At 66.0% G+C, this 13,634-nt stretch carries 14 protein-coding genes, 1 tRNA gene and 1 pseudogene; 9 read left to right on the top strand and 7 right to left on the bottom strand.

The window, feature by feature from the left end; translation table 11 throughout:
- The first annotated feature begins 30 nt into the window (after positions 1-30).
- Positions 31-477, top strand: coding sequence for a DUF2721 domain-containing protein (locus R9J51_RS01665; RefSeq protein WP_168556262.1), 447 nt, complete (start codon positions 31-33; stop codon positions 475-477).
- A 55-nt stretch (positions 478-532) separates the two neighbouring features.
- Here the strand turns inward: R9J51_RS01665 and R9J51_RS01660 are convergent, their stop codons facing one another.
- The 3 genes from R9J51_RS01660 to R9J51_RS01650 form a co-directional block, all read right to left on the bottom strand.
- The gene (locus R9J51_RS01660; RefSeq protein WP_168556263.1) at positions 533-838 is read right to left on the bottom strand and encodes a polyhydroxyalkanoic acid system family protein; all 306 of its coding nucleotides are present in this window, start codon (positions 836-838) and stop codon (positions 533-535) included.
- Positions 838-1,617 carry a hypothetical protein gene (locus R9J51_RS01655; RefSeq protein WP_179505690.1) on the bottom strand — a complete coding sequence of 260 codons (780 nt, stop codon included), beginning with the start codon at positions 1,615-1,617 and terminating at the stop codon, positions 838-840. Before R9J51_RS01655 ends, R9J51_RS01660 begins: the two co-directional genes overlap by 1 nt.
- A 151-nt stretch (positions 1,618-1,768) precedes the next feature.
- Positions 1,769-2,998, bottom strand: a complete 1,230-nt coding sequence (locus R9J51_RS01650; protein ID WP_168556265.1) for a toxic anion resistance protein — start codon at positions 2,996-2,998, stop codon at positions 1,769-1,771.
- A 257-nt stretch (positions 2,999-3,255) separates the two neighbouring features.
- Between R9J51_RS01650 and R9J51_RS01645 the strand changes: the two genes are divergently transcribed.
- From R9J51_RS01645 to R9J51_RS01635, 3 genes are all read left to right on the top strand, one after another.
- Entirely contained in the window at positions 3,256-5,478 is a 2,223-nt protein-coding gene (locus R9J51_RS01645) for a bifunctional diguanylate cyclase/phosphodiesterase (RefSeq protein WP_179505689.1), read from the top strand.
- Positions 5,479-5,531: 53 nt separating this feature from the next.
- Positions 5,532-6,260, top strand: coding sequence for an SDR family NAD(P)-dependent oxidoreductase (locus R9J51_RS01640; protein WP_179505688.1), 729 nt, complete (start codon positions 5,532-5,534; stop codon positions 6,258-6,260).
- Positions 6,261-6,327: 67 nt separating this feature from the next.
- Positions 6,328-7,191, top strand: coding sequence for a hypothetical protein (locus R9J51_RS01635; protein ID WP_432787771.1), 864 nt, complete (start codon positions 6,328-6,330; stop codon positions 7,189-7,191).
- A gap of 95 nt (positions 7,192-7,286) precedes the next feature.
- On the opposite strand, the gene R9J51_RS01630 is transcribed toward R9J51_RS01635, so the two are convergent.
- Positions 7,287-9,044, bottom strand: coding sequence for a fatty acyl-AMP ligase (locus R9J51_RS01630; protein WP_179505687.1), 1,758 nt, complete (start codon positions 9,042-9,044; stop codon positions 7,287-7,289).
- Between the two features lie 177 nt (positions 9,045-9,221).
- Here R9J51_RS01630 and R9J51_RS01625 point away from each other — a divergent pair, with 177 nt between their 5' ends.
- From R9J51_RS01625 to R9J51_RS01610, 4 genes and pseudogenes are all read left to right on the top strand, one after another.
- The gene (locus tag R9J51_RS01625) at positions 9,222-9,800 is read left to right on the top strand and encodes a RecX family transcriptional regulator (RefSeq protein ID WP_432787770.1); all 579 of its coding nucleotides are present in this window, start codon (positions 9,222-9,224) and stop codon (positions 9,798-9,800) included.
- A complete protein-coding gene (locus R9J51_RS01620; protein ID WP_169476736.1) occupies positions 9,784-10,305 on the top strand; it encodes a DUF192 domain-containing protein in 522 nt (173 codons plus the stop codon). The genes R9J51_RS01625 and R9J51_RS01620 overlap by 17 nt, the downstream gene beginning before the upstream one ends.
- A 148-nt stretch (positions 10,306-10,453) precedes the next feature.
- On the top strand, positions 10,454-10,867 hold the full coding sequence (locus R9J51_RS01615; RefSeq protein ID WP_168556270.1) for an NADH:ubiquinone oxidoreductase subunit NDUFA12: 414 nt from the start codon (positions 10,454-10,456) through the stop codon (positions 10,865-10,867).
- Positions 10,867-11,295: pseudogene (locus tag R9J51_RS01610) on the top strand (DUF2155 domain-containing protein); the annotation flags it as partial. The gene R9J51_RS01615 and the pseudogene R9J51_RS01610, both read left to right, overlap by 1 nt.
- Before the next feature lie 35 nt (positions 11,296-11,330).
- On the opposite strand, the gene aat reads toward R9J51_RS01610, so the two are convergent.
- A complete protein-coding gene (gene aat / locus R9J51_RS01605; protein WP_179505686.1) occupies positions 11,331-12,149 on the bottom strand; it encodes a leucyl/phenylalanyl-tRNA--protein transferase in 819 nt (272 codons plus the stop codon).
- Positions 12,150-12,217: 68 nt separating this feature from the next.
- On the opposite strand from aat, the gene R9J51_RS01600 reads away from it, so the two are divergent.
- Positions 12,218-12,293, top strand: a tRNA-Trp gene (locus R9J51_RS01600).
- Positions 12,294-12,344: 51 nt separating this feature from the next.
- On the opposite strand, the gene R9J51_RS01595 is transcribed toward R9J51_RS01600, so the two are convergent.
- Positions 12,345-13,442 (bottom strand): tyrosine-type recombinase/integrase, encoded by a 1,098-nt coding sequence (locus R9J51_RS01595; RefSeq protein ID WP_179505685.1) that lies wholly within the window; start codon positions 13,440-13,442, stop codon positions 12,345-12,347.
- The gene (locus R9J51_RS01590; protein WP_179505684.1) at positions 13,432-13,626 is read right to left on the bottom strand and encodes a hypothetical protein; all 195 of its coding nucleotides are present in this window, start codon (positions 13,624-13,626) and stop codon (positions 13,432-13,434) included. Before R9J51_RS01590 ends, R9J51_RS01595 begins: the two co-directional genes overlap by 11 nt.
- Positions 13,627-13,634 lie beyond the last annotated feature (8 nt).

Genomic DNA, 13,634 nt, shown 5'->3' with positions numbered 1-13,634 from the left:
TCGGGCGGTCATCGCGGCAATAAGGGCCGCATGATCGCCCAGACCATCCAGTTGTCGCTTGCCCCGGTCTTCGTGCTGGTGGCGATCGGCAACATCATGAATATCCTCACCACCCGCCTGGGCCGGATTGTCGATCGCTCGCGCCATCTGCAGAAATTGCACGCGGAAACCACCGGCCTTGCCCACGATGCCGTGGTGGTGGAAATGCGCTATGTCGATCGCCGCATCCAGCTGATCGGCCGCGCGCTCCTGCTGCTCGTGCTTTCGGGGCTGGGTATCGGGGTGACGGTGGGATCGCTGTTCTTTTCCCAGATGACCGGCATCGCCCATCTGGGTGACGTGACGGCCACGGCCTTTTTCATCGCCATCGCGCTCTTGATGATCGCCCTGATCTACCTGCTACTGGAAACTCGCCTGGTTGCCAGCACGCTGCGCCTGCCGCCCGAATTGCTGGAGCTGGAACGCAAGGATTTGTGATTCTCTGTGCCGAAACTTCGTTTCGGCGTTGCGGCGCCGGCCCGCTCCCCAACACTCAGGCCAGCAGCTTTTCGCCCTTTTCGCGGATCATGCCCTCGATCATGCCGCGCGCAAAGCCCAGTCCGGCCGGGATATCCACGTCGAACAGCACCTGGCTTTCTTCCAGGGTCACATGGCTTGGGATGGTAAAGCCCATCGCCGAAACCGTCATGGTCAGGTGATCCTCGTCGGTCCAGGCGGTTTCCACCTGGGCCATGCCGCCGATCAGTTCGCTCGCCTTGCCCGAGGCATCGCCCAGGCGCGTGTGCAGGCGCGTGCGGACTTCGTCCTTGCCAAGGGTATGGGGCAGGGCAATGCGCATTATTTCGTCTCCACCGGCCGAGCCGGATCCAGGGGGGGCAATTGGGCCGGCGCCGCGTCCGCGCCTTCCAGCGCATTGCCATAACGATAGTCAAGATAGCGGCCGCGAATGGCCAGGGCATCGATGTCACCGGCGGCCAGTTGGCGGGTGATCTCGTCGATCTCGCCGCTTATCTTGGCCAGGCCATCGGCCAGCTGCTGGTCGGCATTGCGCCCGCCGCGCTCTTCCTGGCGCAAGTGGGGAGGAATGCGCCGCCAGGATTCCACCATGCCGGGCAGATGCTCGCCCACCAGGCTGCGCACTTGCGCCACGGCTGGCTCGGCCTGGTCGATCCCTTCAAGCTGCAGGCCCAGCCCATCGAGTTGGCCGCCGATCTGGTCCACCAGCCGCACCGCCGGGGCGGGCAGGGCCGGTGCCTGCGCTTCCAGCCACAATTGCGTGCGGCCCACCATGGTGCGCACGTCGCCGCGGTTGATGCTGGCAAGGTCGGGCACCTTGAGCTGCGGATAAGTCGCAAAGAAACCCAGCACCCCGATTACCGCCAGGATGGTGAGCAAGAGGCCGAGCAAGCCGATGCCGTCGATCACCAGGCCCAAGGCCATCGCCGCCACCAGCACCGCGCCGACGGCCATGGCCATGCGCGCGGCTTTTTTCGCCACGTGCTGCCGCTTGAGCTCGGCCGAGCGCACGCCGATCGAGCGCCGCCGGCCCCCGGCGCGCTGGTGCGCCAGGCTGGCACGCGCTTCGCGCAGGATAAGGTCTGATTGGGATGCGGTCATGGTTGGGCCTGTGAAAAGTTTGCGCTCGGTATCCACCACCCTGATCTCCCTACCCGAAGCAGTAGGCGGCTTTTCAGGGCATTCTGCTCCCCCTGTTCTTCACAAGAGGGAGTCGGGGCGTGGTGGGAGCCACCGGCAACGCCAGAAATCATCACCCCTCCAAGCTCAGCAGCGAAGGCGCGCTGGCCTGCGCCTGGTTCCGCGCCGCGCCTTCGGTGCGCGCGATGTATCCCTTGGATTTTTCCACTTCGCCCGAAAGCGTATCGACCGTCTGCTTCATCGCGTCGAGCGCCTTGAGCTTGAACGTGTCGATCGTGTCCATCGTGTCGTAGATGTTCTGGAACGCGCGCTGCAGGGTTTCCAAGGGAATCGTGCTTGAAGCCGCCATTTCGTGGATGCGCCCGGTCTGCTCGCGCAGCAGCTTGCCCGTGGAATCGATGATGTTGGCGGTGGTGGTGTTGAGCGCGGTGATCTGTTCGAGCACCAGGCGCTGGTTGGTCATCGCCTGGGCCACGGTCACTGCGGTGCGCAGCGCGGCCACGGTGGTGGTGCTGGCACGGTCCACGCCCTTGACCAGTTCCACGTTGTTCTTCTTGACCAGGTCCAGCGCGAGGTAGCCCTGGACGGTCACGGCCATCTGCGTGAGCAGGTCCTGCGCGCGCTGGCGGGTATAGAACAGCGCGCTTTCGCGGATCGCCTTGGCCTTGGCCGGGTCGGTGTGATCGAGGTCGGCAGCGGCATCTTCCAGCTTGGTGTCGAGCAGGCGGGCAATCGCGATCATCTGCTCAAGCTGGCCCATCGCTTCCCACAGCTTCTGCCGCTCCACGTCGATCGCGGCATTGTCCATCAGCAGTTCGTCCTTGCCGGCGGCCAGCCGTTCCAGGATCGCCTTGATGTGCCCCTGGGCCGAAACATAGCCGTCGAAGTACTTCTTCATGCTGCTGCCAAAGGGGATGATGCCCAGGAACTTGCGCGGCGAAGACAGCGCGCCCTTGCGCGCGGGATCGAGGTCCTCGATCGTCCGGCGCAGCTGGGCCAGATCGGCGCCCACGCCCGAATCCTTGTCCATCGCCCGGATCGGCCGGTCCAGGAAACGGTTGGACATCCCCGCCGCCTGGGCGATTTCCTTGCGTCCCATGGCGGTCAACTGGTCCACCCGCTTGCCGAATTCGGGGCTGGCGGCATCCTGCGCCAGCAATTCGTCCACGAACGATTGCGCCTTGGCTTCCAGCTTGCTGCGCGTTTCCTCGGCCACCGGCACCAGCCCGGCGGCCTGGTGTGGCGCGACCACGGGCACGGGATCGGGCGGGGTCAGGGTGATGGTGGCAGCCTGGCCGATGTCAGCCTGATTTGCGGTTGCGGCGGAAGGGGTCGAGGCCATCAAGCGATCCTGTCTTGCATGGGCGGGCATGGGCTTGCCGCCCCGCGGGAAGATGGCCCCGGCATGCGCCCGGCGCAAGGCCGATCGGATGAACGGCCCATGCATTTCGCCCGGCGGCAACTGTGGCAAGGTTAACAGGGGCATAGCCCCGGCATCCGCGCGCCTGCGGAAATGGCCGGCAAGGCAACGTGAAACCCCGATGGATAAAGCCGCCTTGGAGTGGGGCCTTGCGCGCAAGGCACGGGGAAAGCGATGTCATGCCTGGAGCAGTTTCTGCCGGATTGATTGGGGCCGAAGCCCGTACCCGTCGGCCCGGCTCGCTGGCTGGCGGGGTGCTGGCTGGCGTGGCGATGATCCTGGTGGCGATGCTGCTGTCCAGCGTGGTCTTTTCCATCGTCCGGGCCGACAACAGCATCCGCGACGCCGCCACGCGCCGGGCGCAAAGCGCAATCGATCTGCTTTCCACGCTCCATGTGCAATCCATGCTCAACCGCGCGACGTTGTCGGACGACGATGGCGCAACCCGCGCATTCGATGCCACCATGAGCGCCTTTTCGCGCGATGAAGGCCATGTCCAGGTGTGGATGGCGATGAGCGCCGAGACGATGTACTGGCAGGCGCGCCGCGGCGCGGCCACGATCGAACCGCCGCGCGATGCGCTCGACAAGGCAGGCCTTGCGCGCAGGCGCGAACTGATCGACACGCGCGGCGACACGGTGCGCATCGTGCGCCCGGTGATCCTGGGCCAGGGCGTCGCGGCCGACGCGCGCTGTGTTGCCTGCCATGGCGCCGGACCAGGCGCGTTGCGCCCGGGGCAGGTCATCGGTGTCTATAGCGCGCAGGCGAACATGGCGGCAGAGCGTGCGCACTGGCGGCGCATGTTCCTTGATGAAGTGACGTGGCTGGTATGCGTGGCGCTGGCCGCATTGCTGGCGCTCTCGCTCTGGCTGCGGCGGGCCTTGCTGCGCCCGCTGCGGCGGGTGGAGCGGATTGCCCTGCGCATGGCCCATGGCAACATCGACCGACCGGTGGAGAGTCTGGCCACGAGCCACGAATTCGGACGGATCGGCACCGCGCTCGAGCAGTTCCGCCAGGCCTTGGTGCAAAAGCGCGCGCTGTCCGAATACAATGCCTTCCTCGCCACGCACGATAGCCTGACGGGCCTGCCCAATCGTGGCGCCTTTGCCGAGCGACTCAAGCATTTGCTGGTCGAGGCCGGCACTGCCCGCGCTGGGCCGGCGATGGCGCCGGTCGGGCTGTCTGGTACGGCAGACGAACCGCCGGCGGCACTGTGCGTGATGATCGACCTGGTGCGCTTCAAGGCGATCAACGATCGCCATGGGCGCGAGGCGGGCGATGCCCTGTTGTGCACCGTCGCGCGCGCGCTGCGCCAGGCACTGCAGCCTGGTGAGCATGTCGCGCGGCTGCATGGCGATGAATTTGCCGCCTGCCGCCTGGTGTCGCAGAGCGAAGACATCGACGATTTCCTCTCGCGCCTCGCCCGCGCGCTGGCCACGCCGCTGCACGACGGTGATCTGGTCTTGGGCACGGGTGGCAGCATCGGCTATGCGCTGTCGCCCGAAGATGGCTCGTGCGTCGACGAATTGATGGGCAATGCCGATCTTGCCATGCGCCGGGCCAAGGCCGATCCGCACGTTGCCTATACCCGCTATGACCCGCAGAGCGACGAGCCCTCGCGCACGCGGGTCGCGCTGCTCGACGATCTCGCCCTTGCCGTGGCGCGGGGCCAGATCGTGGTGCATTACCAGGCCCAGCACGACACGATGACCGGTACGGTGGTGGGCTATGAAGCGCTGGCGCGGTGGATCCACCCCACCCGCGGCCTGATCAGCCCGGCGGTGTTCATTCCCCTGGCCGAGGAAACTGGCCTGATCGGCCCGATCGGGGCGTTCGTCCTGCGCGAGGCCTGCCAGCTCGCCGCGCGTGAGCCGCAGCCGGTGCGCGTGGCGGTCAATGTCTCGGCAGTGCAGCTGTGCGATCCGCAGTTCGATCGGCTGGTACACCAGATTCTGGTCGATACCGGCCTTTCGCCCGCGCGGCTGGAACTCGAACTCACCGAAACCGCGCTGATCACCCATCGCGATCGCGCGTTGCATGCGATGCGCCGCTTGAAAGCGCTGGGCGTGCAGATCGCCGTGGATGATTTCGGCGTGGGCTATTCCTCGCTCGAGGCGATCAACCTGTTCCCGATCGACAAGATCAAGATCGATCGCTCGTTCGTGACGACCTACGATGTGGAGCCCAAGGGCCGCATGCTGTTGAAAGCGATCATCACCATCGGCGAATCGCTGCAAGTGCCGATCCTGGCCGAAGGGGTTGAAACCCAAGCGCAACTGGCGTTCCTGCGCTCGGTCGGCTGCACCCAGGTGCAGGGCTTCCTGCTCGATCACCCACGCTTGCGTGAAGACCTCCCGCTCGACGAATGCGGGGACACGGCGGGCGTTGCCGACGTGGCCTGATCCGCCCTTTCGGGCTGGTCGACAGTGCCGGCCTGCGCTCCCACATTCCTGGCATGACGGACGGTGGCAGGCAGGTTGCGGTATTCGGCGCATCGGGTGGGATCGGTGCGGCCCTGGTGGCCGCACTGGCGGCGCGAGACGATATTGCGGTGGTTCACGCGGGCGCGCGCCGCCCCATCGCTGCCACGGCCAAGGTTAGACCCTTCACGTTCGATTATGGCGATGAACCCGGCGTGGCGCAGGCCTGTGAAGCCCTGGCCCGATCCGGCCCGCTCGACATGGTGCTCGTCGCCACCGGGCAATTGACTCTGCCCGATGGCAGTGGCCCCGAAAAAAGCGTGCGCGGCTTGCGCGGCGCGGCGCTGGCCCAGCAGTTTGCCGTGAACACGATCGGCCCGGCCCTGGTCATGGCCCAGATCCCCACGCTGCTGCCGCGCGATCGGCGCGGCGTGTTCGCCGTGCTGTCGGCACGGGTCGGCTCGATTTCCGACAACCGCCTGGGCGGCTGGCACGGCTATCGCGCGGCCAAGGCGGCGCTCAATATGCTCCTGCGCGGCCTGGCGATCGAACTGGCGCGCAGCCATCCGCAGGCGGTTGCTGCGGCGCTCCATCCCGGTACGGTGGATACGGCCCTGTCCGCGCCGTTCCAGCGCGGGGTGAGCCCCGACAAGCTGTTCACGCCGGACTATTCCGCCAACGCCATGCTGGCCGTGCTGAACAAGCTGAAACCCGCCGACAGCGGCAAGCTATGGGCTTGGGACGGGGCCGAAATTCCGTTCTGAAATGGGGTGAAAAAAACTTGGCGCGCTCGCCGCGCCATGCCAACCTCGGCACGGGGAGAAGCGCAGTATGCGGGGGTTGGGTTATTTCGGTTTAGTGGTCATGGCTTTGGCAGGCCAGCCGCTGCATGCACAAAGCCCGGAACAGTTTCGCGCCGAGGTCATGGCCGATATGGCTCGGCGCCTGCCCAAGGCAAAGCTGGTTGCCACCCCCAGCGATCCGCTCCAGCTTCAGATCATCCGGCAGGGTGAGGATGACGTCATGATCAACCTCGACCGGATATGGCAGTTCTGCCAGGCCAACGACAGGGCAACCTGCTCGCAGGTAAAGAGCGCCTTTCTGGCGAAGGTTCTGGCGCCGTCGCCGGTGCTTTCACGCGAAGGCCTGCGCGTGATTGTCCGGGGGCAGGGCTATGCCGACCAGATCAGGGCAATGCCACCGCAGAAGGATGGCACGCCGACCGCCTACCTGCGCCGGATCGGCGATGATCTCTTTGCCATTCTTGCCATGGATGCGCCGGAAACCACCGGCATCGTGACCGGCTCGCAACTGGCGCAACTGGGCTTGGGTGAGGAACAGGCCTGGGCCTTGGCCGAACAGCAGACCGCCGCGCACCTGCCTTCCCTGCCAGGGCCCGATCAGGTGAAGGCCAGCGGTGTCGGCTTTGAAGGCTATGATTACCTCGGCAGCCTTCTGGTGCAGCGCTCTGCGTTTGCCCGCCTGGCCAAGGCGGTTGGCCCCGATCTGATGGTTACGGTCGTGTCCGATGGCTTCGTGCTGGTCAGGCTGATGCCCGATGGGGAAAGCCTCGAACGTTTTGCCAAGATCGTGCGCGATGACTGCGCCCAACAGGAGCGCTGCATTTCCCAGCACATCTACCGTTTCAGCGATGGCGGCTGGCGCATTGCCGAGCAGACTGAACCGGTATCTTGAGCCAGGCGGCGTGGAATGTGTCCCAGCCGCCTGAACGTCATATGCCTGCGAGAAACGTCGGGGAGGGGCCTATGCCTCCCCGCGTGTGCGCAGCCTCAAGCCGCCAGGCTATACGGCTCGATCTCGCCCGAAAGGTACAGCTTCTTGGCCTTGGCGCGGGACAGCTTGCCCGAGCTGGTGCGCGGCAGGGTGCGCGGCGGCACCAGTTCGACCACGCAGTTCATCCCGGTGATCGAGCGGACCTTGTCGCGGATCTGGTCCCGCAGTTTCACCCGCTCTTCGGGGTCGGACACGCGGCAGTGCACCAGCACGGCGGGGGTCTCTTCGCCGTTTTCGGTTTCCACCGAGAAGGCGGCGATGTCACCCTGGTGGAAGCCGGGCAACTGCTCCACTGCCCATTCGATATCCTGCGGCCAGTGGTTCTTGCCGTTGATGATGATCATGTCCTTGGCGCGGCCGACGATGAACAGGTAGCCCTGCGCGTTGACGTAGCCCATGTCGCCGGTGTCGAGCCAGCCATCGACCATGCAGGCATCGGTCGATTCCGGATCGCGGAAGTACGAGTGCATGACCGACGAGCCGCGGCACCACACCTTGCCGATGTGGTGATGTTCCAGCGCTTCGCCATTCTCGCCGCGAATCGCCACGTCCATGCCCAGCACGGGCAAGCCGCAGTTGACGATGGCGCGATAGCGGGCCGGGCGCGACAAGTCGCGCGGGGTGCCCGAAAGGCGTTCTTCTTCCACCAGTTCCACGCGGATGCCTTCGCCCGGCGGCATGATCGTCACGGCCAGCGTCGCTTCGGCCAGGCCATAGCTGGGCAGGAAGGCGCTGGCCTTGAACCCGGCATCGGCAAAGGCGTTGACGAAGCCCTGCATCACGTCGGGGCGGATCATGTCGGCGCCGTTGCCGGCCACGCGCCAGCGCGACAGGTCGAACCGTTCGGCCACGTTGGTCTGGCTGGAAATGCGGCGGGCGCAGATGTCATAGCCGAAGGTGGGCGAGTAGGAGAGCGTGGTGCCCTGGTTGCGGCTGATCAGGTCGAGCCAGGCGAGCGGGCGGCGGGCGAAATCCTCGGTCTTGAGGTAATCGACCGAAACCTGGTTGGCGATCGGCGAGAGGAAGCAGCCGACCAGGCCCATGTCGTGATACCACGGCAGCCAGCTGACGCAGCGATCGCCATCGCCGATTTCCATGCCGTGCGAATGCCCGGCCAGGTTGGCCAGCAGCGCGCGGTGCGTAACAGCCACGCCATGGGGAAAGCGGGTGGAGCCGCTGGAATATTGCAGATAGCAGATCGCGTCGGGATCGGCCGCAGGCAGCGCGTCATCCGAAAGTGCGCCTTCATCGAACTGTGCCCAGCTCAGCCCCGGGCACCCCTGGCGCGCGGCGGCTTGCCCGCACATCTCGGCCAGCTCGCCGGGATAGACCAGCAGGCACGGATCCGAGCTGGCCAGTTGCACGGCCAGCTGGTCGATATAGTTTTCCTTGCCGCCAAAGCTGGTGGGCAGCGGCAGCGGCACCGGCCAGGCGCCGGCATAGACCGCACCGCAGAACAGCGCGGCGAATTCCGGGCCGGTTTCGGCGATCAGGGCCAGCCGGTCGCCCCGCTTCACCCCGCGCGCCACCAGGCGGCGAGCGGCGACCAGCGCATCGGTGCGCAGCTGCGAAAACGGATAGACCTGCTTCAGCGTGCCGCGCGGGTCGTGGAAGTTGAACCCCCGCTCCCCTTGCGCGGCATAGTCCAGCGCATCGCAAAACGTGGCAAAGTCCGCGTAACGGCGCGGCTGCGCATCGTCATTGGGCGTTGGAACAAGAGCCATCTTTTCTGCGACGGCGGCCGAAACGGTCATGCGGAACCCCGGAAATGAAAACAGTCTGTGCCAGGTCCGCCACTTCCGCGCGATGCGGTGAATGGCGGCTGACTGGCCGTGGCTCCTTGCTTGGGGAACGTCTGGACGCAAGCCCCATTGGTCAAGAAACCGTAAGCCGAGGTTCTCATTTAATCCGGAGTGTGGCACGAATATGGCGTGAACCGCCCTCCTGTACCAGATCGTCGCAAGTCCCGTCCCGCCCGGCCGCTCGATGCTGCCCTGCTCGATGAAATGGCCTTGGGATACGTCGCGCGGTTTGCCACCAGCACGGGCAAGCTGGCGGCTTATCTCAATCGCAAGCTGCGCGAACGGGGCTGGGCAGAAGATTCGCCCGTCCCGCCCGATGTGGCCACGATCGTGGCCCGGATGGCGGATGCCGGCTATGTCAGCGACGAAGGCTATGCCCGCATGCGCGGGGCCAGTCTGCGCCGCCGCGGGCTGGGCGCGCGCCGCATTGCCCAGGATCTGGGCCATGCCGGCATCGCCGCCGATCTTCGCGACGATGCGCTTGGTTCGCGGCAGGATGCGCGGGCCGCCGCGCTGGCCCTGGCGCGCAAGCGGCGGCTTGGCCCGTTCGGCCCGCGCGATGCCGAGGGGCGGATCGAGCCGGCCTTGCGCGAAAAGCAGGTCGGCATTTTTCTCAGGGCAGGGCACCCCCTTGCCATGGCCCGCGCGCTGGTGGATGCAGCGGGCGAACGCGAAGCGGAAGATTGGGTTTATGAAGCAGACGATTAAGATGGGCATGATGGGCGCGGTGCTGGCTCTCGCCGCTGGCGCCATGGCATGCTCGCCGGCAACCGCGGATGCCGGGCACCACAAGTCCGATGCGTTGGCCGCGCCCACGGGCGCCGTGACGGTGCACCCGATTTCGGGCCTCAAGGTCATTCCGCTGGCCATCGCCACCAAGTCCGGCCGCCATGAATTCCGCGTGGAAGTGGCCGCTTCGGGCGAAGAGCAGGAAAAGGGCCTGATGTTCCGCACCGCGATGGGCGCTGACGAAGGCATGATCTTTCCGATGGACCCGCCGCGCATGGCCGCGTTCTGGATGAAGAACACGGTGATCCCGCTCGACATCATTTTCATCGGCGCCAACCACCGCGTGCTCAATGTGGCGGCCAACGCCGTGCCTTACGATCTGACCGCACTGCCGTCGTCCGGCCCGGCGGGGGCCGTGCTCGAACTCAACGGCGGCCGCGCCGCGCAGATCGGGCTCAAGCCCGGTGACAAGGTGGCGTGGTAAGCGGGCCGGGGCCGCGCTGAAACTGCACGATCGCGCATTTCCCAAACGGACCCCAAGCCCTTTCAACAGACCCTTGCCGACTCCCCCTTTCAGGGGCTAGGGGCGAAAAGGCCCGTCAGCGGCGGGCTGCAACTGGAACAAGAGCTTCATGAGCATTCTCGGCAAGATCTTCACCTGGTGGAACGGCGCCACCTTCGGCACTCTGCTCGACAGCGCCCGCCATGGCGAACTGGTGGGGCACGATGCCCAGGGCAACAAGTATTACCGGGCGAAGAAGCCGTTCCCCAAGGGGCACCCGTTCCAGGGGCGCGAGCGTCGCTGGGTGATCTACAACGGCGCCAACGATGCCAGCCGCGTGCCGGCCGAATGGCACGGCTGGCTGCACGGCACGCTTGATGGCGTGCCGGAAAGCAACCTGCCGCCGCCGCGCATCTGGGAGGTGGAATTCACGCCCAATGCCACGGGCACGGCCCAGGCCTATCGCCCGCAAGGCGCGCTGGAGCGGGGCGGCCATCGCGCCGCCGCCACCGGCGATTACGAAGCCTGGTCGCCCGAAGGCTGATGCGCGCCCGCGCGCCGTCGGTCGCGGTCGTGCTGGCTGGCGGCGTCCTGTTGCTGGGCGGCGCCCTGGCCGGTTGCAATCGCGAGCCGGCCGAAACGGCCCCGCCCGGTGAGGCGACGGCGGCCGCGCCAGTGCCCGCAGCCAGCGGCGGCGTAGCCGAAAGCGAGCTGGGCACACCGGTCAAGGATCGCGTGGCCACGCTCGGTTTCCTCAACAAGCGCAACAATATCACGCAGGACATCGTGCTGCGTTCGGGCGAGGCGCGGCGCATCGGCAATGCCATCGTGCGTCTGGGTACCTGCGAGCGCACCGCGCCATGGGAAGACCCGGCCGAAACCGGGGCTTTCGTGCAGCTTTATGTCGAAGAGCGTGCGACGACCGAACAGAAGCTCACCTGGCACAAGGTGTTTTCGGGCTGGCTGTTCAAGAATTCGCCTTCGCTCAACGTGGTCGAGCACCCGGTCTACGATGTCTGGGTCAAGGACTGCGCGATGAAGTTCCCGGGCGAGGAAGACAGCCCCGCTTCGGCCGCTGCGGCCAAGAGCGCGGCAAAGCCGGCTGGCAAGCCCGCTGCTGCGGCGCCCGAACCCGATGATGCTCCTGCCGCTGACGATGCGCCGGTGGAGGAAGACGCGGGCACTCCGGGCGATTCGACCACGGAATAACCAGGCGCTGCATAACGCCCTGCTTCGTCCAGCAGGCGCAGATATTCGGCTTGTGGAATTTCCACCGCGCCCAGTGAGGCGAGATGACTTGTGGAAAACTGGCAATCGAGCAGCGCGGCGCCCGCCTGGCGCAGCGCCGCGACCAGCCACGCCAACGCCACTTTCGACGCATCGCTTTGCCGGCTGAACATGCTCTCGCCGCAAAAGACGCGGGCAAAGCCCACCCCATAGAGCCCGCCCACCAGCTCGCGCTGCCCGTCCGCCCCGGTGATCCAGGTCTCGATCGAGTGGGCATGGCCCAGTGCGTGCAGCGCGCGATAGCTTTCGCGGATGCGCTGTGAGATCCAGCTGTCCTGCGCGCCATCGCGCGGCGCCGCGCACGAATCGATCACCGCATCGAAGGCGGTATTGCACGTCACGGTAAACCGCTCCCGCCGCAATGTCCGCGCCAAGGACCGCGAGCAGTGGAACCCGTCGAGCGGCAGGATCGCCCGCAGCCGTGGCTCCACCCAATAGATTTCGGGATCGTCCCGGCTATCGGCCATGGGAAAGATTCCGGCACGATAAGCCCGCAGCAGCAAGTCGGGCGGGATCAGGGAAGAGGTCGATTGCAGCATGACGGTCGAAAATCTTCATCCGCCGGTTGCACTGCCCGCGTCAACCCACTAAGGGCCCTCACCAGCACAGGAGCGTAGCTCAGTTGGTAGAGCATCGGTCTCCAAAACCGAGGGCCGGGGGTTCGAGTCCCTCCGCTCCTGCCACTTCCTTGGCAAAAGCCAGGAAGTACAGGCACCTGTTGCGAGGTTAGCCAATCACGCCTTCGAGCGGTTAGCCAAATCGAAGTCGATTACAGGAGCCATGGCCTGGCGGGCCATGCGCTTTTGTTCCACAGCAGCGGTGTAAACTGCCACCTGGCGATCGGTGGTCCAGCCTCCCACAGCCTTGAGTTCCTGATTCGACGCGCCGTTTTCGGCGGCACGTCGAGCAGCGGCTTTGCGCAGGCCGTGGGCGCTGCAGTGAGGTAGGCCGGCATCGTTGCACCATTTGCGCATGCGCTGGCCCAGGCCGGCGCGCGTGAAGGGCAGGCCGTAATCGGTGACGAGGAAAGTTTCGGTGCCTGTGACGGGCATGGCCTCGATCGCTTCGACCAGCTGCGGCGCAGCGGGAAGCCACAGGACCTGGCCGGTGCTGTCCTTGGTCTTGGACGGGGTCACCTCGATCTTGCCGTCTTTCAGGTGTTTGCGGCCGAAGGACGATGCGTCACCACGGCGCAGGGCTGTCCAGAGGAAGATCTCGAGCGCCAGGCGTGGCTTGGTGCCGAGCGGGTGGTAGGCGCGGTATTGCTGGATCTCTTCCTCGGTCCAGGTGTGGAAGCCGCCCTTCGGGACAGAAATCGATGCGGCCTGGTCCACCGGGTTGGGGCGCTGCAGGCCGAGCAGCTTGATCGCATAGTCGAAGAACGTCTTCAGTTCGCCGCGCAGGTTGTTGGCCGCGCTGGGGCCGCCGATGATACGGCCCTTTTCGTTCTGCCGCTTCTCGGCCGCGCGCAACAGAAGCGCCTCGATGTGATCGAAGCGGAAATTCGTGATCAGGTCGTGTGCGACTTCGGCCACGAACTTTTCGAGGATCAGGGTAGCGGTGCGCGCGGTGGCCGGGCTCTTGCCGCCCAAGAACGCGGCCGAGCTGTAATAGCGACCGGCGACCCATCCAACGGTGCCGTGGGCATAGCGGGGCGCTGGCTCGGCCGTGCGCTGGGCGATGAAGCCTTCCAACTCGGCCAGCCCCTCGGGAGTGTTGGGGTGCGCCTTGAAATAGGCAGACCGCCCGGCAAGGCGCCAGCGGTAGCGGCGCTTGCCATGGCGGTCGACAAAGGAGCTGACGTTCGCGGGGAGCTTTTCTTTACGAGCCATTCTGCAACAGGCGATCGAGAGGATTGGAGGCGGCCGAGGGCGAAGGTTTCGATTCGCCCTTGGCATATATCACGATGTCGCCGGCGGCGGAGACTTGCACCGAGCCGATCTGCACCCCGGCGCGCAGGGTGGCTTTCACGGCCCGCTCGATGTCAGCCTGGGCAATGCGAGCTTTGGTGGTCATGTGCGTTC

The sequence above is a fragment of the Novosphingobium rhizosphaerae genome (assembly GCF_050920675.1).
GTDB classification, from domain to species: domain Bacteria; phylum Pseudomonadota; class Alphaproteobacteria; order Sphingomonadales; family Sphingomonadaceae; genus Novosphingobium; species Novosphingobium rhizosphaerae.
This window is presented reverse-complemented; position numbering and strand designations above follow the sequence as displayed.

What these genes read in the sequence shown, in the direction of transcription:
- aat (WP_179505686.1), bottom strand. Translation starts at nt 12,149, where the DNA reads ATGCTGCAATCGACCTCTTCCCTGATCCCGCCCGACTTGCTGCTGCGG.
- R9J51_RS01665 (WP_168556262.1), top strand. Translation starts at nt 31, where the DNA reads ATGATCGCCCAGACCATCCAGTTGTCGCTTGCCCCGGTCTTCGTGCTG.
- R9J51_RS01655 (WP_179505690.1), bottom strand. Translation starts at nt 1,617, where the DNA reads ATGACCGCATCCCAATCAGACCTTATCCTGCGCGAAGCGCGTGCCAGC.
- R9J51_RS01660 (WP_168556263.1), bottom strand. Translation starts at nt 838, where the DNA reads ATGCGCATTGCCCTGCCCCATACCCTTGGCAAGGACGAAGTCCGCACG.
- R9J51_RS01595 (WP_179505685.1), bottom strand. Translation starts at nt 13,442, where the DNA reads ATGGCTCGTAAAGAAAAGCTCCCCGCGAACGTCAGCTCCTTTGTCGAC.
- R9J51_RS01620 (WP_169476736.1), top strand. Translation starts at nt 9,784, where the DNA reads ATGAAGCAGACGATTAAGATGGGCATGATGGGCGCGGTGCTGGCTCTC.
- R9J51_RS01635 (WP_432787771.1), top strand. Translation starts at nt 6,328, where the DNA reads ATGCGGGGGTTGGGTTATTTCGGTTTAGTGGTCATGGCTTTGGCAGGC.
- R9J51_RS01615 (WP_168556270.1), top strand. Translation starts at nt 10,454, where the DNA reads ATGAGCATTCTCGGCAAGATCTTCACCTGGTGGAACGGCGCCACCTTC.
- R9J51_RS01630 (WP_179505687.1), bottom strand. Translation starts at nt 9,044, where the DNA reads ATGACCGTTTCGGCCGCCGTCGCAGAAAAGATGGCTCTTGTTCCAACG.
- R9J51_RS01650 (WP_168556265.1), bottom strand. Translation starts at nt 2,998, where the DNA reads ATGGCCTCGACCCCTTCCGCCGCAACCGCAAATCAGGCTGACATCGGC.
- R9J51_RS01645 (WP_179505689.1), top strand. Translation starts at nt 3,256, where the DNA reads ATGCCTGGAGCAGTTTCTGCCGGATTGATTGGGGCCGAAGCCCGTACC.
- R9J51_RS01640 (WP_179505688.1), top strand. Translation starts at nt 5,532, where the DNA reads ATGACGGACGGTGGCAGGCAGGTTGCGGTATTCGGCGCATCGGGTGGG.
- R9J51_RS01590 (WP_179505684.1), bottom strand. Translation starts at nt 13,626, where the DNA reads ATGACCACCAAAGCTCGCATTGCCCAGGCTGACATCGAGCGGGCCGTG.